The sequence below is a fragment of the Acinetobacter gyllenbergii CIP 110306 = MTCC 11365 genome, assembly GCF_000413855.1.
GTDB lineage: Bacteria > Pseudomonadota > Gammaproteobacteria > Pseudomonadales > Moraxellaceae > Acinetobacter > Acinetobacter gyllenbergii.
Genome location: NZ_ATGG01000013.1, coordinates 209,418 through 226,358 on the forward strand (window position 1 = coordinate 209,418; position 16,941 = coordinate 226,358).

18 protein-coding genes and 1 pseudogene are annotated in these 16,941 nt (G+C 36.2%); 15 read left to right on the top strand and 4 right to left on the bottom strand.

Going from position 1 to position 16,941, the window contains the following annotated elements:
• The first annotated feature begins 13 nt into the window (after nucleotides 1-13).
• The 5 genes from kdsA to F957_RS11050 all read left to right on the top strand — a co-directional run bounded on the left by kdsA (nucleotide 14) and on the right by F957_RS11050 (nucleotide 4,018).
• Entirely contained in the window at nucleotides 14-871 is an 858-nt protein-coding gene (gene kdsA / locus F957_RS11070) for a 3-deoxy-8-phosphooctulonate synthase (RefSeq protein ID WP_016539974.1), read from the top strand.
• Nucleotides 872-916: 45 nt separating this feature from the next.
• On the top strand, nucleotides 917-2,206 hold the full coding sequence (eno, locus tag F957_RS11065; RefSeq protein WP_016539975.1) for a phosphopyruvate hydratase: 1,290 nt from the start codon (nucleotides 917-919) through the stop codon (nucleotides 2,204-2,206).
• Nucleotides 2,207-2,332: 126 nt separating this feature from the next.
• Nucleotides 2,333-2,704, top strand: coding sequence for a cell division protein FtsB (gene ftsB, locus F957_RS11060; RefSeq protein WP_004653719.1), 372 nt, complete (start codon nucleotides 2,333-2,335; stop codon nucleotides 2,702-2,704).
• The gene (gene ispD, locus F957_RS11055) at nucleotides 2,688-3,386 is read left to right on the top strand and encodes a 2-C-methyl-D-erythritol 4-phosphate cytidylyltransferase (RefSeq protein WP_016539977.1); all 699 of its coding nucleotides are present in this window, start codon (nucleotides 2,688-2,690) and stop codon (nucleotides 3,384-3,386) included. Before ftsB ends, ispD begins: the two co-directional genes overlap by 17 nt.
• Before the next feature lie 155 nt (nucleotides 3,387-3,541).
• The gene (locus F957_RS11050; RefSeq protein WP_016539978.1) at nucleotides 3,542-4,018 is read left to right on the top strand and encodes a DUF6438 domain-containing protein; all 477 of its coding nucleotides are present in this window, start codon (nucleotides 3,542-3,544) and stop codon (nucleotides 4,016-4,018) included.
• 531 nt (nucleotides 4,019-4,549) lie between these two features.
• Here F957_RS11050 and F957_RS11045 read toward each other — a convergent pair.
• Complete coding sequence (locus tag F957_RS11045; RefSeq protein ID WP_016539979.1) at nucleotides 4,550-5,446, bottom strand: LysR family transcriptional regulator; 897 nt, start codon at nucleotides 5,444-5,446, stop codon at nucleotides 4,550-4,552.
• Between the two features lie 126 nt (nucleotides 5,447-5,572).
• On the opposite strand from F957_RS11045, the gene F957_RS11040 reads away from it, so the two are divergent.
• The 5 genes from F957_RS11040 (at nucleotide 5,573) to F957_RS11020 (ending at nucleotide 11,231) form a co-directional block, all read left to right on the top strand.
• Complete coding sequence (locus F957_RS11040) at nucleotides 5,573-6,553, top strand: zinc-dependent alcohol dehydrogenase family protein (protein ID WP_016539980.1); 981 nt, start codon at nucleotides 5,573-5,575, stop codon at nucleotides 6,551-6,553.
• A 474-nt stretch (nucleotides 6,554-7,027) separates the two neighbouring features.
• Nucleotides 7,028-7,444 (top strand): YeeE/YedE family protein, encoded by a 417-nt coding sequence (locus F957_RS11035; protein ID WP_016660323.1) that lies wholly within the window; start codon nucleotides 7,028-7,030, stop codon nucleotides 7,442-7,444.
• Nucleotides 7,444-7,854 (top strand): DUF6691 family protein, encoded by a 411-nt coding sequence (locus F957_RS11030; protein ID WP_016539982.1) that lies wholly within the window; start codon nucleotides 7,444-7,446, stop codon nucleotides 7,852-7,854. Before F957_RS11035 ends, F957_RS11030 begins: the two co-directional genes overlap by 1 nt.
• 10 nt (nucleotides 7,855-7,864) lie before the next feature.
• Nucleotides 7,865-8,737, top strand: coding sequence for an MBL fold metallo-hydrolase (locus F957_RS11025; RefSeq protein ID WP_016539983.1), 873 nt, complete (start codon nucleotides 7,865-7,867; stop codon nucleotides 8,735-8,737).
• A gap of 163 nt (nucleotides 8,738-8,900) precedes the next feature.
• The gene (locus tag F957_RS11020; protein WP_016539984.1) at nucleotides 8,901-11,231 is read left to right on the top strand and encodes a TonB-dependent receptor; all 2,331 of its coding nucleotides are present in this window, start codon (nucleotides 8,901-8,903) and stop codon (nucleotides 11,229-11,231) included.
• 81 nt (nucleotides 11,232-11,312) lie between these two features.
• Here the strand turns inward: F957_RS11020 and F957_RS11015 are convergent, their stop codons facing one another.
• Nucleotides 11,313-11,798 (bottom strand): DUF2867 domain-containing protein, encoded by a 486-nt coding sequence (locus tag F957_RS11015; RefSeq protein WP_016539985.1) that lies wholly within the window; start codon nucleotides 11,796-11,798, stop codon nucleotides 11,313-11,315.
• A 430-nt stretch (nucleotides 11,799-12,228) separates the two neighbouring features.
• Between F957_RS11015 and F957_RS11010 the strand changes: the two genes are divergently transcribed.
• The gene (locus F957_RS11010) at nucleotides 12,229-13,020 is read left to right on the top strand and encodes a class I SAM-dependent methyltransferase (protein ID WP_016539986.1); all 792 of its coding nucleotides are present in this window, start codon (nucleotides 12,229-12,231) and stop codon (nucleotides 13,018-13,020) included.
• A gap of 74 nt (nucleotides 13,021-13,094) precedes the next feature.
• Nucleotides 13,095-13,288: pseudogene (locus F957_RS22080) on the top strand (hypothetical protein).
• 115 nt (nucleotides 13,289-13,403) lie between these two features.
• On the opposite strand, the gene F957_RS21885 reads toward F957_RS22080, so the two are convergent.
• The gene (locus tag F957_RS21885) at nucleotides 13,404-13,739 is read right to left on the bottom strand and encodes a hypothetical protein (RefSeq protein WP_016660324.1); all 336 of its coding nucleotides are present in this window, start codon (nucleotides 13,737-13,739) and stop codon (nucleotides 13,404-13,406) included.
• 661 nt (nucleotides 13,740-14,400) lie between these two features.
• Here F957_RS21885 and F957_RS11000 point away from each other — a divergent pair.
• Nucleotides 14,401-14,868 carry a BLUF domain-containing protein gene (locus F957_RS11000; protein ID WP_016539987.1) on the top strand — a complete coding sequence of 156 codons (468 nt, stop codon included), beginning with the start codon at nucleotides 14,401-14,403 and terminating at the stop codon, nucleotides 14,866-14,868.
• Nucleotides 14,869-15,285: 417 nt separating this feature from the next.
• On the opposite strand, the gene F957_RS10990 is transcribed toward F957_RS11000, so the two are convergent.
• The gene (locus F957_RS10990; protein WP_016660326.1) at nucleotides 15,286-15,579 is read right to left on the bottom strand and encodes a PAAR domain-containing protein; all 294 of its coding nucleotides are present in this window, start codon (nucleotides 15,577-15,579) and stop codon (nucleotides 15,286-15,288) included.
• 550 nt (nucleotides 15,580-16,129) lie between these two features.
• Here F957_RS10990 and F957_RS10985 point away from each other — a divergent pair.
• Nucleotides 16,130-16,345 carry a hypothetical protein gene (locus F957_RS10985; RefSeq protein WP_016539990.1) on the top strand — a complete coding sequence of 72 codons (216 nt, stop codon included), beginning with the start codon at nucleotides 16,130-16,132 and terminating at the stop codon, nucleotides 16,343-16,345.
• A 47-nt stretch (nucleotides 16,346-16,392) separates the two neighbouring features.
• Nucleotides 16,393-16,767, top strand: coding sequence for a hypothetical protein (locus tag F957_RS10980; protein ID WP_016660328.1), 375 nt, complete (start codon nucleotides 16,393-16,395; stop codon nucleotides 16,765-16,767).
• Nucleotides 16,768-16,941: the final 174 nt, after the last annotated feature.

The window sequence follows — 16,941 nt, forward strand, 5'->3', positions numbered from 1 at the left end:
TGGGAAAGTTTAAATGTCACAATTAAAACCACAAGAAGTTGTACGTTTAGGCGATATACAAATGGCAAATCATTTGCCATTTGTATTATTTGGCGGAATGAACGTACTAGAGTCAAAAGATTTAGCATTTGAAATTGCTGAAACTTATGTTGATATTTGCAAGCGCTTAGACATTCCTTATGTATTTAAGGCGAGCTTTGATAAAGCAAACCGTTCAAGCCTGAACTCATACCGTGGACCAGGTTTGGAAAAAGGCATTGAATGGCTAGCTGACATTAAAAAGCATTTTAATGTGCCGATTATCACTGACGTTCACGAGCCGTACCAAGCAGCACCAGTTGCCGAAGTTGCCGACATTATCCAACTTCCTGCCTTCTTAAGTCGTCAGACTGATCTTGTTGAAGCAATGGCGAAAACCCAAGCCATTATCAATATCAAAAAAGCACAGTTCTTAGCACCACACGAAATGCGTCATATTTTGCATAAGTGTTTGGAAGCTGGGAATGACAAACTCATTCTTTGTGAACGTGGTTCAGCATTTGGTTATAACAACTTGGTTGTCGATATGCTTGGCTTTGACACCATGAAAGACATGAATGTGCCTGTATTCTTTGATGTGACCCATGCATTGCAAACCCCAGGTGGGCGTGCTGATTCTGCAGGTGGTCGCCGTGCCCAAATTACGACTCTAGCGCGTGCGGGTATGGCAACAGGGTTGGCAGGCCTGTTCTTGGAAGCACATCCTGAACCTGAAATTGCAAAATGTGATGGACCATGTGCATTGCGTTTATCTCAGCTTGAGCCATTCTTGGCGCAATTAAAAGAATTGGATACTTTGGTTAAAGGATTCAAAAAGTTAGACACCCATTGATGCAATCATTTGCATCTTGTTTTTCATTCAACAGAGGAATTGTTCATGAGCCAAATCGTTGACATCCGCGCACGTGAAATTTTGGACTCTCGTGGTAACCCAACCATCGAAGCAGACGTTATTTTAGAATCTGGGGTTGTTGGTCGTGCATGTGCACCATCTGGTGCTTCAACTGGTTCTCGTGAAGCTTTAGAACTTCGTGATGGCGACAAAGCACGTTATTTGGGTAAAGGTGTTAAAACTGCGGTTAATAACGTCAATACCATTATCCGTGACGCTTTAGTGGGCAAATCAGTATTCGAACAAAAAGACATCGATAATACGATGATCGCGCTTGATGGTACTGAAAACAAAGAAAAATTAGGTGCTAACGCAACTTTAGCAGTTTCATTGGCTGCTGCACGTGCTGCTGCCGATGAAAAGAAAATCCCGCTTTTCCAATATATCGCTGATCTTCGTGGTCAAACGACTTTGACCATGCCAGTACCAATGATGAACATCATCAATGGTGGTTCGCATGCAGACAATAATGTTGATATTCAAGAGTTCATGATTGAGCCTGTAGGCTTTACATCTTTTGCAGAAGCATTACGTGCAGGTGCTGAAATCTTCCATTCTCTAAAATCAGTTTTAAACAAAAAAGGTTTAAACACTGCTGTGGGTGATGAAGGTGGTTTTGCACCAAACTTGCGTTCAAACGAAGAAGCAATCACAGTTATTCTTGAAGCGATTGGCCAAACGGGTTACAAAGCAGGTTCTGATATTATGTTGGCACTTGACTGTGCTTCTTCAGAATTCTACAAAAATGGTCAATATGTTCTTGCTGGTGAAGGTAATAAAGCATTCACAAGCAACCAGTTCTCTGACTATTTAGCGGGTCTTGTAAACCAATACCCAATCATTTCGATTGAAGATGGTTTAGATGAATCTGACTGGGAAGGTTGGAGCTACTTAACCTCAATCCTTGGTGACAAAATCCAATTGGTTGGTGACGATTTATTCGTAACTAATCCTAAGATTTTACAACGTGGTATCAATGAGAAAGTCGGTAACTCTATTCTGATCAAATACAACCAGATTGGTACATTGACTGAAACTCTAGATGCCATCTACCTTGCGAAAGCAAATGGTTATAGTACTGTGATCTCACACCGTTCTGGTGAAACTGAAGATTCAACAATTGCTGACTTGGCAGTTGGTACCGCAGCGGGTCAAATCAAGACCGGTTCACTTTGCCGTTCTGACCGTGTAGCAAAATATAACCAATTACTTCGCATTGAAGAATTAACGAATGCAGCTTACCGCGGTAAAGCTGAATTCAAAGGTCTAAAATAAGGTCAATTTATCTATGTTGAATGCTTCTGATCATCTTTCTTTACAAAAGAGAGAAACTCTGCAAATTCATAATCATATAGAATTTGCAGATGATCTTCCTTGTAAGAAGGATGTAGGGAATTTTTCATGATAGAGATGTTTCGATCGACCTCTAGTAAATTGATTCTGGTGCTTGTCATCGCTTTGGTGGCAAGCTTGCAGTATCAGTTTTGGCTAGGTGAGGGAGGGTATTTTCCTCACCAAGCTTTAACTCAACAAATTACGCAGCAAGCAGAAATTAATACTGAGCTAAAAGAACGTAATCGTATTTTAGCGGCGGAAGTTTTTGATTTAAAAAATGGCAGCGAAGCCATTGAAGAACATGCACGTTTAGATTTAGGTTTGATTAAACCAAATGAGACGTTTGTGCAAATGAGTACTATTAGTACCCATTACAAACCGATTTATATCGATCCAAATGCAAAAGAAGACACTGCAACCAATGAAAACCCAGACTAAGCTGTGGGCGGTTGTACCAGCAGCGGGTTCGGGCAGTCGTTTTTCAAAAACTGAATTAAAACAATACCAGTATATTCAAGAGCATACTGTACTTGAGCACACCGTCAATCGACTGAATTCGTTAGATTTAGCAGGTTGCGTACTTGCCATTGGTGCACAAGATAATTTTGCGAAAACCCTCGCTTTTCAGCATAGTGATAAACTTCATTTTTGTTTGGGTGGCGAGGAGCGTGTACATTCTGTTTTGAATGCCTTGATCTATTTATCTGAAATTGCCCATGCAGATGATTGGGTATTGGTCCATGATGCTGCACGGCCATGCGTAACTGTAAACTGCCTAACAAATTTAGTCGAATCAGCCCAGTATTCAAATCAAAGTGCGATTTTGGCTATTCCTGTACGTGACACCCTTAAGCGAGTCCCTCAGCAACATCAGATTGAGAAAACTGTAAGCCGTGAGTTGTTGTGGCAAGCACAAACGCCACAAATGGCGAAACTCGGCGTTCTTAAAGGTGCAATTGAAAAGGCTTTGGCCAATCACATCGTGATCACTGATGAAGCAAGTGCTTTGGAATATGTGGATGAACCTGTACAAGTGGTGCAGGGACGTTCAGATAATATCAAGATTACTTATACTGATGATCTAGAACTTGCTCGCTTAATTCTTCAAGCTCAAGACTAAGCTTAATTAACGGATGTACAGCTCTTATTTTTTTCTCTGATTCCAAATAGCCTAAGCAAATTTAAGTGATTTTTCCATTTTTTTACATCAATCTAAATGACAAAATTTCTACGATTTGTTAAATTTGAATAACATACTTTATAACGGATCAACAAATGAAAAAATTATTCATTGCGGGCCTTTTTACTTTTTCTTTAGTTGGTTGCGCAACCACTCCTCAACAACCTCAGGATACGGCGCAAGAAACAATTCGCTATTCGTCTAGTCCATGTTTTGGTGCATGCCCAATCTATTCTGTTGAGATTACACCTGAAGGAGCTGTTCATTTTGATGGTAAACAATATACCAAGGTGACAGGAACTCAGGATTTAACGGTTGATCCTTCTGTTTATAAGAAATTACAACAAGAGCTAAAAACCTATCGTCCTGCTACGGGCGCAAATGTCAAAACAACAGGTTGTGAAGAAACAGCAACTGACCAGCCAAGTGCTTATTTCTCTTGGAAAAAGCCTGATGGTACTGTAACCAAACTGAGCCATTACACTGGATGTATTTCTCCAGCAAATGCCGAGTTAAATAAAATAATCGATAAATTACCAAAACTGATTGGTATTGAAGATCTCGTTCGTTAAGCTTGTCGTTAAAAAATAGATAAAGTTAACCTTCTTGCGCATAAAGGTATCAGCAAAATCAGTTATTTATACCTTTATTACAGCACTGCGGACGCTATTAAAACCTAAAAATAGGCTGTTGTGTAAGTCAATACAACAGCCTACACCTAGAGTTTGCATGGGCTGAATACTTATGGAAAAGTATCATGAAAGAATTTTTATCGTCTCGACATATTTCGATGTAGATGAACTTGAAAAAGCAGTATTATAAGTCCAAATGTTGGGCTTAATGCGCGATCACGAGTCCTTAGATATATTCAAACTGATGATTTTAAAAAAGAAGAGACTTAATCAAAAATCTATAATTTATTCAACCAAGAGTCAGAATTGCTGGATGAACATCAAATCCGTTTTTGCAACACAACATATAAATTCACATCTTGCTGCTCCAATTATTAAAGTTATCACTTAGAGTATCTAAGTTTAAAAAGTTAAACTTTTTATGAACTTAGTTGCTAAGGTGATGATGAATGTATAGGTTGCAAACAGCAATTATTGTTTTTTTAACAAATTTTCAATGAGATAGTTATAAAGTAATTTTATTCGTTTAGGTGTTGGTCCTAATTGTGGACGATATAAATATAAGCCCCAAGGAGATGATTTAATATTTTGCATCACCTCAACAACGGTACCTTGTTTAATCATCGGTAATGCTAAAAACTCTGGAATATGACCAAAACCAATCCCATCAGTTAATGCTTGGCAATAAGCATCAAGATCATTGGTTGAAAAGAGAGGTAAATTGGGCATAAAAGTCTGATCATATTCAAATCCCCAGAACCAATATTGATTCGAAGATAAGTTCTCGAATGCAATAATTGGAAAATGATTCAGATCCTCAATCTGTTGTGGCTGTCCAACTCTGTTTACCAGTGATGGAGCACCGACGACGTGAAATCCTATGTTCATGACTTTACGAGAGACAAAGCGATTGTCATTCAGAAAGCCAATCCGAATACCAATATCTACTTGATTCGTAATGACATTGCTGTGTTCATCAGTCAGCATACAGCTGATTTTTATCTCTGGATAATCAATTTGGAACTTTGCAATTAAGGGGATAATGATATGCCGACCAAATGTGGTTGGCATGGTCAGACGGATATGACCTGAAACATCTTCAATTGCTTCATTTGCACTGTTCTTGACTAACTCATTAATTTTGTTAATTAATGGTTGGGCCTGTTTTAGTAGTTCTTCTCCTTCACGGGTGATTTTATGACCTCGTGTACTTCGATAAAAAAGAATCTCACCCTTCTGATCTTCCAACTCCTGAATCGCACGTGTAATTGATTGTGGGGATTTTCCTAACTGTATCGCGGCTTTTTTGAAATTTTCTGTGTTTGCAACTGTACAGAAGATTTTAATCAATTCGAAATAGTTATTCATAGGTTATTCCATATTATGGAATTAAGAAATCCATATTATATCATTTTTTTTGATTAAATTTTTCAGTACATTTCTTTATCAGTCCCGATTGTTCGGCGAATTTTTTCATGAATAAAGGTAAATAAAATGAAAGCACAAATCCTGAAAAGTTATGATGTTAAGGAATTTAATCTTATTGAAATTCCAATTCCTGAGATTAATGCAAATGAAGTCTTAGTAAAAATTCATAGCAGCGGTGTGAATCCAATTGATTATAAAATCCGTGAAGGTGCTGCACCTTATGCAGATTCAGTCCTACCTGCAGTATTAGGAACAGATCTGGCAGGTGAAATTGTTGAGGTTGGGAACAACGTGACAGCTTTTAAGGTCGGAGATGAGGTCTATGGTCTTGCCGGTGGTGTCCGAGGGCTACAAGGCACTTTAGCCGAATATATTGCTGTAGATGCGGATTTACTTGCTATTAAGCCTAAAAATTTATCTATGCGTGAAGCCGCGGCTTTAACGCTAGTTTTCTTAACTGCTTGGGAAGGCTTGATTGATCAGGCTCGAATAAAAGAAGGCGATACGGTTTTAGTACAGGGTACTGGTGGTGTTGGTCATATGGTTGTCCAACTAGCGAAAGCGAAAGGTGCACATGTGTATGCGACTGGTTCAGCAAAGCGTCAGAAAATGATTGAGGGGCTAGGTGCTACAGCAATTGATTATGCAATACAAAGCGTTGAAGATTATGTGCAGAAATATACTGGAGGTCAGGGGTTTGATATTATTTATGACACTGTAGGAGGTGATACGCTTGCCGCATCATTATCAGCGATAAAACCCTATGGACATATTGCAAGTTGTTATGCCTTTGGTGAAATCAATTTAGCACCATCTTCTTTACGTGCTGCAGCCATTTCAGGTGTGTTTGTGTTATTACCGATGTTATCGGGTCAAGGACGGGCTCATCATGGAGATATTTTGCGGCAATTAACCCAGTATGTTGAAGCGGGAAAAATCAAACCGATTGTTGATCCACGTACGTTTACTCTGGAAAATGCGCTTGAAGCTCATGATTACCTAGAAAGTGGCTCTGCTTCAATTAAAGTTGTGGTCGATATTGTTTAATAGACTGATTAAGCAGCTATGTTTTTTGAAATATGGCTGCTTTTTTAATTAATGAATATCAAGCACCATAAATTTCATGATTGTTACGAACACAGTCGCAACTTGCAGATGCAAGCCATTAAGCGTTGATATCTGATCATTCTTCAAGTGGTGAGAAAATGGATTTTTTGAGTAGAAATAGATTAGGTTGATCGATGAGAAATCTCTCTAGCGTACGTGATAGTTGTTTCCACTTTGGTTTGGAAAGCTACTTTCTCAGTGCAATTAGTTGGCTCATTAAAGTATTTCAATACTGTTTTGTCACCGATTTGGATGCTTATGATTCAAGTAAAAATACTTATTTTTCAAAAAAACTTACCAATATGTGCCTAATTTCATAAAAATTAGTGATTAAGCGCTAATATTAAATAGATTTATTTAAATAATATTCTGAATGATATATTATAAAAACATATATTGATTGGTGGAAGGATGATGACAAGTATTATTCTAGCTTTGTTGGGTGGTGCGTTAATTGGATTAGCGGCTGTTGGTTATTTATACGTCAATGGGCGTATAGCGGGTGTGAGTGGCTTGATTGCACAATTATTACAGCCCAAAACATTTTTGAGTAGTTCGGCTTTTTGGTTTTTATTAGGCCTCATTATTACACCATTTATTTATCAAATTTTTGTTAAGCCTGAAATTATCATGCAGTCGTCTCCGCTCGCTTTAATCATTGCTGGACTGTTGGTGGGCTTTGGGACTCGTTTAGGTTCAGGTTGTACCAGTGGGCATGGGATCTGTGGGATTAGCCGTTTATCACCACGTTCAATCGTTGCCACAATGACATTTATGTTTGCTGGTTTCGTTACGGTATATGTTGTACGTCATATTCTGGGAGCCGCGTAATGAAAAATCTATTTGCGTTTATCTTTGGCAGTATATTTGCACTGGGCCTATTGATTTCAGGCATGTCAAATCCTGAGAAAGTTTTGAGCTTTCTAGATATTTTTGGTGCTTGGGATATTAGTTTGATGTTTGTAATGATTGGAGCAATTGCGGTTGCATTCATTCCATTTCAGAAAGCATTGCGTCGTCCCAAAACATTATCAGGTGAGGCGATTGCTTTACCAAAGAATAATCAAATTGATAAGAAGTTGATCTCAGGTGCGATATTATTTGGTATGGGTTGGGGCATTGCAGGCATTTGCCCAGCACCTGCAATTACTTTGATCGGACTGGGTTATTTTGAGGTTTGGTATTTTATAGGCGCAATGCTACTCGGCATGTTGATCCATCGTCTTTGGGCCAAACAGTAGGAGAAATGCAATGCAACATCCAACAGTCAAAGCTTTTTTTGATGAACAGAGCAATACCTTTAGTTATGTTGTGCATGATCCTGAAACAAAGCATTGCGCGATTATTGATAGTGTTTTGGATTATGATGCTGCCTCAGCTTCAACTTCCACACAACATGCAGATGAGATGATTACCTACATTCAATCTCAAGCACTCACAGTTGAATGGATATTGGAAACACATGTTCATGCAGATCATTTAACGGCGTCACAATATTTAAAATCAGAGCTGGGTGGCAAGATTGCCATGAGTGAGAAAATTGCGATTGTTCAAGATACCTTTAGTGCGATTTATCATATTGATCTTAAATATTTTAATACGCATCAGGTGTTTGATTATCTGTTTAAAGACCATGAACACTTCAGTATTGGAAACCTAGACGCATATAACATACCAACGCCAGGACATACCCCTGCGTGCTTAAGTTATATCATCGGTGATGCTATTTTCGTTGGCGACACCTTATTCATGCCAGATTATGGTACGGCGCGCTGCGACTTTCCTAAAGGAAGTGCTGATCTATTATTTGATTCTGTACAAAGCCTTTATCAACTTCCTGACCAAACGCGTGTTTTCTTATGCCATGACTACAAGCCAGAAGGCCGAGCTGAATATGTGTATGAAACCAGCATTTGTGCACAGAAGCAGCATAATATTCATATCAATATGAAAACGCTTAAACAGGACTTTGTACGGATGCGTCAAAGCCGTGATGCAACATTGTCGATGCCAAAGCTTATTCTACCTGCAATTCAAATTAATATGGATGCAGGGCGGTTCCCAGAACCGGAATCGAATGGCATTCGCTATCTAAAACTACCTTTTAACTATTTTAATCGCTAAGAGTGCAAAGCCCAGATTACTCAGATCTTTTTGAGTTATCTGGGCTTTCTTATATCAAATTTTTGCATGCAGTCCATATTTAGCAGAAAAAATGGAGTTTAGGTTCTGTTTGAACACTCAATTGTTATGTTATAACATATCAATTACAATTAAGGAGTTCAACGTGCGTTATAAAGCCTTGGCAATCGCCATTCTATTTATTCATCATCAAGCATCTGCAAATGAGCAGGACAGTCCTGTAATTTTGCCAAATATTAGTTTAAAAGCAGAAACAGATCTTTCAATCGGGAACAATATTGTTGTAGAGAATCGAAATACACAAAATCAAACTTTGGGTGATGCACTCAAGCAGGTGTCAGGCGTACAGAGTAGCTCTTTTGGTCCCAATGCAGGCGCACCAGTTATCCGCAGCTTAAGTGGAAATCGTGTACAAATTCTTGAGGATGGACTAGCGATTTATGGCATGAATGCTGTCAGTGGCAATATTGCCATTCCATTTGATCCTTTATTTAATCAATCTATTCAGGTAAATAAGTCATCGGATAGTGTGAGATACGGTGGAAATGCCATCGGTGGTAGTGTAAATGTAGAGAATGGTCTGATTAGCAAAGAAATTCCTAAGAAAGATCATAATTTAGAGCTGGCTGTGCGAAAAGGCTGGAACAGCACCGATGCACATGGTTTTAAGCTGAATTTAAATAATCAAAGCAACTTTTCAACCAATTTTTTATTTTCTAAACAGGATATTTCGTCTTATAAAATTCCGGGGAATAGCAAAGCTGAACAATGTAATAGTGGAATTTTTCCTGCAACGGGTGGGGTGAGTTCAGCCTTGGCAGACGCCTGCCAAAAGGATGCACGTATACAACAGATCTATAACACCGCATCGCAAAAATATATCGACCAATTTATGACTGAAAATCCAGATTGGGCGGATGGCCAGTTTTCATTTTATACCGATAAACCAACATCTGTTTGGAGTGGTAAAACTTATACCAACCCAGTCAATCCTGAATATATACCTGATACCCCTAAGTTTAAAGAAAACAAGATTAATCAAGACGTGACCCTAAATTACCATCGTAAATTAGGTAACAGTTATTTAGAAAATCAGCATTATGCGATTGGCAGTACTTATTTCTTGGAAAATGGCTATATTGGCCTAAGTGCGGATTCGAAGAAAAATGCATACGGCGTACCAGGTTTTTCTTTAGAAAATAAGTCATTTCAATCCTCCTATGAGGATGGCTTACCCGTTGGGGTAAAGACTGATCAAAGAAAATACAGCCTAGATAGCCAGTTTAATTTTGATATTCCCTTTTTAAAGGGCGTTGATATTAAAGCGAATCAGGTGATCAATCGTTCAGGTGAATATTTAGGTCCACAACTGGCTAATGATTACCGCTTTGATACTAAACAAGCCGAAATTGTATTGAGACATCAGCCTATTCGCCACGTGAATGGTTTACTTGGGCTGAGTCAAAGTAACCGTAGTGTCGAAGGGCAGGGCAAGCTACGCTATCTTCCCAATGTCAATACCAAGACCCAAGCCTTTTTTATTCAAGAGAAGATTGATTTGGATCGACTCTCTTTTGATGCAGGTTATCGTCAAGAACGAGTAGATCATTCGATCAAAGACAGTGATTTTAAGGTTGCTCGTAATTCACCGAATACGACACTACAAGACACCAGTTTTGATTTGGAAAATTATAGTTTTGGTTCTTATCTTAAAATCAATGACTACTTTGGAGCAAAACTTAGATATTCAGTGTCTGAGCGTGCACCTGAACTCAATGAGCTTTATGCCAGCGGTAATCATTATTCTATTATGATCAATGAGCAAGGCAACCAAAAATTAGAACCAGAAAAATCCAAGAATACTGAGCTGACAGCTTTATTCAATTATCAAGATTTTAATCTTGAGGCTACTGTATATAAGATGAAATTTGAAAACTATCTCTATCTCACTCATTCTGGTATGCAAACGGCGAACCGCTTACCACTCAAATACTGGACTCAAACAGATACAGAAATCACAGGCTTTGAAGTTGACCTTAAGCAGAAAATCAATACTCAGCAATTTGGTATTTTTACGCTTGGCGCATTTGCGGATTTTGTAAAAAATAAGAATTTAAATCCGAGTCGGACCAGTTTATTTAATGATGGTAATTATCTACCAAACATGCCCACCAATCGTTATGGTGCGAGCCTAGAGTGGAGTAAAGGGGATTGGGCTGCACGCCTCTCAAGTATTTATTATGATAAACCTAAATATCTAGGCAAGAATGTTTCGGAGGAAGAGCCTTTACCAGCCTTCAATATGGTCGATATGCAGATTAGCAAGCATCTAAAATTCAAGAATTCTGATATTGAGGTGTTCCTCAATGGTTCAAATTTACTCGATGATGAAGCGAGACCACATAACTCTCCACTCAAATACATTGCACCTTTGCCAGGGCGAGGTTTTCAACTGGGGATTAATATGAAAATATAGATCTTTGTGACCTCCAATTTCTAGACTAGTCACTAAAAGCGATATTGAATATCCGCTTTTAGTGACAGTTCTTTCAATTGGTTAATGCAAATTTTTTAATGAGTTTTTGACAATCAGTCCATGAACCAAAGAAACAGGCAGCATATAAATTTTTCCAAAAAGATTGTAAGTAATCACACTGGTTGTGACGGTTAACTCATTTTTTAATTCATCATGTTCTTGAAGTTGTAATGCCACTAATACACTGAGATGTTTATCTGTAGATTGTAAATATAATTCCTTGTCTGTAATTTTTACTACATCAAAAAAATCTAACTTTTCATTGATCTGAATATTTTCTGGTTTAACCGAATCAAAGCCTTTGATCGGTTGAACACCTCCAAACTTCGAACTTAAAAAATCCCTGATTTTAAATGCGATACGTAGCCAAAAGGGTGGATGACCTGTCATTAAGTTATAAACTTGCATCACTGTTAGATTCTTGTCGATGTATTGATGTACTTCATGTAGGTAGTTAAGCGATGCTAATGGAGCAACCAAAGGATGAAGGTCATTCTGATGTTCCATTGTGCTTATTCCTAGATTTTATAGATATATGAAATTTATAATAATTTATAGATGAATTTCTGGATATTTGTCAATCACATTATCTGACGATTATTTTGAATTTGGCTTGATATTCTAGTATAAAATGGCTTTTCTAATTGATATGTATTTTGCTAAGCTAAATTACATTTCACATAGTTTATAGAGATTTAAGTACAAGCAGGATTAGCAAAAGCAATTCAGTGATTATTGCATCCGCTTAAACATTCTCGTAGGGTGGATTAAGCCTGAATAATGCCATAAATTTACAATTATCCGATGATCACGAGTGCGATGTTGTTATCTCCTCTATGGTGCAAAAAAGCAATGTTTTTTAAAAAGAAAGAATATAGTAAAAGAGGTTAAATGAGCGAAGTAAATATAGCAAAAAAATTGAAATTAAGGATAAAAGATGAATGACTATATCTGTATCAATAAGCATGCTTGGAATTTAAAAACAAATGCACATATCAAGAGCGAGTTTTATGACAATATTTCCTTTCTAAGAGGAAGAAACACGTTGAACCCAATAGAATTGGGTATTTTAGGGGATATTTCAGACAAATCCATACTACACTTACAATGTCATTTCGGACAGGATTCTATGTCATTGGCACAACTTGGAGCCAATGTTACAGCTATAGATTTTTCAGAGGAAGCCATTAAAAAAGCAAAAGAGTTTAACGATGAACTAGGTTTAAATGTAGACTTTATTTGCTCCAATATTTATGAACTCCCCAGTGTTTTAGACAAAAAATACGATTACGTATTTACGAGTTACGGAGTTATAGGATGGTTAGAAGATTTAGATTTATGGGCTAACGTGATATCCAATTTCTTAAAAATTGGGGGTAAATTTTTGATTGTTGAATTTCATCCAGTCATATGGATGTTTGATGATGAAATTAAAAATATAACATATAGCTATTTCAAAAATGACCCTATAAATGAATCATCTACGGGCTCTTATGCGGATAAATCAGCAGAAATAAACTATCAAGCCATCACTTGGAATCATAGTCTGAGTGAAATATTTACAAGTTTAATCAATCATGGAATAAATGTTCTCGAATTCAAAGAATATGATTACTCATCATATAACTGTTTTGGCAATATGACGAAAGAGAATGAAAAATACCGGATTGAGCATTTTGGCAAGAATTTACCATTGATGTTTTCGATACTGGGTGAAAAAAATCAATAAATTTATTAGATATTAATAACTTAATTTTTGGAGTTCTTTGATTTCTTGGATGATCTTTAGATGTGTCAAAGACTATTACAGTCTGTTGTGAGTCCTTTACTGATACCAGAAATTTTAGTATTTAGTTACCTTAGAAACATATCTACCACCAGTTTCCAGGTCAAAGCTTAATGAATTGAATACCATTGGCGCCGAGTGAATCCAAAAGAATGATCCCACGACTCAGCCAGAGAATTTATTTGCGATCTCGATTTGCTACAGCATTTAAAGATATTTCAGCCAAAGCGCTTGTAAGCAAATCTTTGATGAAACCAGTAAGGATTATAAAGGAGTAAGGAGCTAAGTATTAAAAAGCTGACAATAGTTGCATAATTTGGATAAAACTAGAAAGTATCAGTTTTATAATGTGGAACGATTAAGTTTTTTCTTAATTTTGGCATCAGAATCTCAATTAATGTAAAGGTTGATAGAGAAGTTAAAAGCATCATAAAAACTTCCAGCGAATGACTTAATGTAAACAGTAGGGTATAAAATATAGAAAAGCATAGCAGGCTGACTAGAAAGTTTTTAAAGTATAGTGTGATAAAAACAGAGTATAAGAATGCAGAAAAGAATAAATTAAAATTTTTATTCATTCCCATTTTATTAAATAAGATGATTACTAAAGAAATAGTTATTACTGAAAGAGCAAAAATAAAACAATTCTTAATGATATTCATTGCTTTTCCTTAGTTTCATTTCACAAGAGAATACCCACCTTTAAGGGCCTCATCTCAAAGGTGGGTTTGGGTGCTACACCATTATTTAAAGTAAGCATTTATATTATTTTTATTGTCTAAAATTATCATGGCTAAATATTTTAAACTCAATAAAAAAAATAATGGATTATTGAAATGCTGGTGTATGAAGGAATTATAATTATCCAATAAAATGAGGGTATAATCTTTGGCTTACATGCTTATGAGAAATTTCTTACAATTGGTTAAAAAACAACCAAATCCTAAACCATTGAAATTAAAAATATACATCTAAAACAATATGTTATTTTTAATTTGGTGAAAAGTAGTTGAAAGTTATTAATATTTTTTTACAGAAGTATGCTGTATGGTATACGAAAGGAGGTGAAGAAATAAAAATAGCATTAAAAAACAAAAGCCTGTATGGTGTAATTCAAGCTTTACACAAAGACTCATCTAAATAAGCTTTTTCTTAAAAAATGATTGGTTTTTCTCTCTAAGTAATTTTTATATGCGGGTGTATCCAACATGGGATTTGTTAGAGTTCTATACGCAAGTAAGGTCGAATATCAATTTTGATCTTCGGCAAGATTTATCAAAAAGTCTTGATACAGTAGTTGAGCATTGTGAATAAGGGAAGAATATGAAAATTCAATTGTGTTATGCCAGTTCACGACAAGGTCTTGCAGATGATTTGATCGATGATCTAAGCAACATTTTAACAGTAGCAAGAGGCTTTAACTCTAAAAATGTTGTATTTGGTGTGTTGTATTATGCAAATAATGCATTTTTTCAATGCTTGGAGGGAGAAGACTTCATTGTTTTACCTTTATTAAAAAGTATTAAAAAAGATTCAAGGCATAAAAATATTTTTGAATTTAAAATAAAAGAAATTCAAAAATATAGTTTTAAAAATTGGTCTATGAAATATGTTCAGAAAAGCTCTAAAGTAGATATTTTCTTCAGTCGTTTAGGTTATGAAGAATTTACTCCTTCAGCTCTGAATGATCAAAATTTAGATGGATTACTTGAAGCCTTATTGAATGAAAATCAAACTCGCGTTCGTAAAAGAGTAGGATTAAATCAAAGAGGCATTCACCCATATATTTGAAAATAGGTTGTTTAATGTCTTCAGGTTGATTGAATTTTTATCAACACTGTGTATAGATTACTTCATTCAGAAATTTCTAATTTCGTAATGAAGCTTTATTTTTCATTCACGATCCTTATTGTTTCACACCATGTTCGAAAATCAATTTTTTCAATATTCGGGCATAAAATTGATTTATCAAAAATGTAATAAGTATTCTCCTCTGTCTCTGAGAAGTAGTAATAATATTTTGAATCTTCTCCATATAACCAATAGCTGCTCGACCCCTCATTAATTTTTGTTGGATGGAAAGAGAAGATGTTGCTTTCTTCAGGAATGTCGTTAGTCTGATCTGTTGCTAATCGCCAAACATTTGAAAATGCATTCGAAAATATGCTTAGACCCAATATTCCAATGAATAAAAGATAACTTAAAGATTTAAAAATTTTCATTTATGTGTTTTTCATCCTTTTCCTGATTAAAGGATGTCTTTGACTTCAATAGCTTGCACCCACATGAAAGTAAGTCACCTTCACGCGCAACAGGCAAACCACCGAACCGAGTTTCTGAATCACCTGTCATGATGAATGCTGCTGTATTATGGGTCGGGCAAGTAGCCTCATCACCAACACAAGCGATTGGTTTGCCATTGATAAGAAAGTTTCTATTTCCGCTAATTACTTCACCGCCACCCGTCGTTGGGCTTCCGACAACTATGTAATGTTTGGGCATAATAGTGTGACTCAGTAGATGATTTTGCGGCAATATATTAGCAAAATTTAATATAGAAAGTTCTGTATTACTGATGAGTGGTTAGAAAATTTCTTATCGGGATATATATAAAAGCCCTCTTAGTAGGGCTTAGTTCAACTATAATTTATCATCTCAAATATAAACCAAGCATCACCGTAAACATTCCTGGGAGCATACATAAAAAGCTCATTGCTTTACCTTCTTGGGTATTTCTTATGTGTTTATGAAATATATGTGGACCAAAAATTAATCCAAAGAAAGCCAAGATGAGTCCCGTAATTATTAAAAATGCTGACATTGTTTTATCACTCCTTACTCAGTTCTCTTGTCAGTAAAATTAGAACTTAAATACACAATACAGCGCAATCAACCTTAAAGAGATTCGAGATCTTATTATAAAGAAGGAAGATTTGATTTGGGTAAGTTCTTTGATCCAGAGGGGGCGGCTTTACACTCTGGAACATCTCAGAAAGCTGGATGGGCTAAAATTTAAGGAGATTGGAGTTTAACCAACATAGAGGTGCTTACAATGTCAAAAGTATCAATTGCCGAATGTTGTACGCGAAAGGAAGAGCTAGAAAAGGCTTTAACTCATAAGATTGCAGAGCTGATCAATAAGTTTGAAATTGAAACAGGGGTAAATATTCGTGATATTTACCTAAACTTTACCGATGTATCTGAGATAGACAGACCAGATAAATATGTTTTTACCAGTGTTACAGTTTGTACTCAGAAGCCTGATTAACTTTTTCAAATGTGATATATCTTATTGAAAATATATAAGAGATCAAAATGAGAAAAGTTTTTTTTCTAGTAGGAATATTACTATCAGGTCATTGCTTTGCAACTTATAACCAAAACTTTGAAAAGGAGTATTTGAGAATTTTGGATGAAAGCCAAGAAAAGCTTTTAAAAGAGTATCAGTTCAATGAGTCCTATAAAGGTCAGGAGTTAAGTGAGGCTGAATGGAAAGAAGCAAAAAAAATCCAATGTGATGGGATGAAAGCAGAGTTTGCATTTTATCAACTCGTTACTAGCCGTTATGACGAATTCGTGACTTATCACAAGCAGAATAATTTAGAGTTGGTCTATGATGAAAATAGGTACATACAGGAATTTAACAACTTAAAAAAGATGATGAGTGATCCTGAAAATGAATGTAATTAAGTAATTAAGTAATTAAGTAATTAAGTAATTAAGTAATTAAGTAATTAAGTAATTAAGTAATTAAGTAATTAAGTAATTATACCTTCTTTGTATCTTGAGGAGAATAGGAGGTTTTCCCTTGATCTTGAAGGCTACGAGATCCAAGAAGATGCTGATAAAGATAAGGCTGATATC

Excerpts from the sequence above, each read along its gene's own strand:
- kdsA (WP_016539974.1), top strand. The coding sequence starts at position 14 with ATGTCACAATTAAAACCACAAGAAGTTGTACGTTTAGGCGATATACAA.
- eno (WP_016539975.1), top strand. The coding sequence starts at position 917 with ATGAGCCAAATCGTTGACATCCGCGCACGTGAAATTTTGGACTCTCGT.
- ftsB (WP_004653719.1), top strand. The coding sequence starts at position 2,333 with ATGATAGAGATGTTTCGATCGACCTCTAGTAAATTGATTCTGGTGCTT.
- ispD (WP_016539977.1), top strand. The coding sequence starts at position 2,688 with ATGAAAACCCAGACTAAGCTGTGGGCGGTTGTACCAGCAGCGGGTTCG.
- F957_RS11050 (WP_016539978.1), top strand. The coding sequence starts at position 3,542 with ATGAAAAAATTATTCATTGCGGGCCTTTTTACTTTTTCTTTAGTTGGT.
- F957_RS11045 (WP_016539979.1), bottom strand. The coding sequence starts at position 5,446 with ATGAATAACTATTTCGAATTGATTAAAATCTTCTGTACAGTTGCAAAC.
- F957_RS11040 (WP_016539980.1), top strand. The coding sequence starts at position 5,573 with ATGAAAGCACAAATCCTGAAAAGTTATGATGTTAAGGAATTTAATCTT.
- F957_RS11035 (WP_016660323.1), top strand. The coding sequence starts at position 7,028 with ATGACAAGTATTATTCTAGCTTTGTTGGGTGGTGCGTTAATTGGATTA.
- F957_RS11030 (WP_016539982.1), top strand. The coding sequence starts at position 7,444 with ATGAAAAATCTATTTGCGTTTATCTTTGGCAGTATATTTGCACTGGGC.
- F957_RS11025 (WP_016539983.1), top strand. The coding sequence starts at position 7,865 with ATGCAACATCCAACAGTCAAAGCTTTTTTTGATGAACAGAGCAATACC.
- F957_RS11015 (WP_016539985.1), bottom strand. The coding sequence starts at position 11,798 with ATGGAACATCAGAATGACCTTCATCCTTTGGTTGCTCCATTAGCATCG.
- F957_RS11010 (WP_016539986.1), top strand. The coding sequence starts at position 12,229 with ATGAATGACTATATCTGTATCAATAAGCATGCTTGGAATTTAAAAACA.
- F957_RS21885 (WP_016660324.1), bottom strand. The coding sequence starts at position 13,739 with ATGAATATCATTAAGAATTGTTTTATTTTTGCTCTTTCAGTAATAACT.
- F957_RS11000 (WP_016539987.1), top strand. The coding sequence starts at position 14,401 with ATGAAAATTCAATTGTGTTATGCCAGTTCACGACAAGGTCTTGCAGAT.
- F957_RS10990 (WP_016660326.1), bottom strand. The coding sequence starts at position 15,579 with ATGCCCAAACATTACATAGTTGTCGGAAGCCCAACGACGGGTGGCGGT.
- F957_RS10985 (WP_016539990.1), top strand. The coding sequence starts at position 16,130 with ATGTCAAAAGTATCAATTGCCGAATGTTGTACGCGAAAGGAAGAGCTA.
- F957_RS10980 (WP_016660328.1), top strand. The coding sequence starts at position 16,393 with ATGAGAAAAGTTTTTTTTCTAGTAGGAATATTACTATCAGGTCATTGC.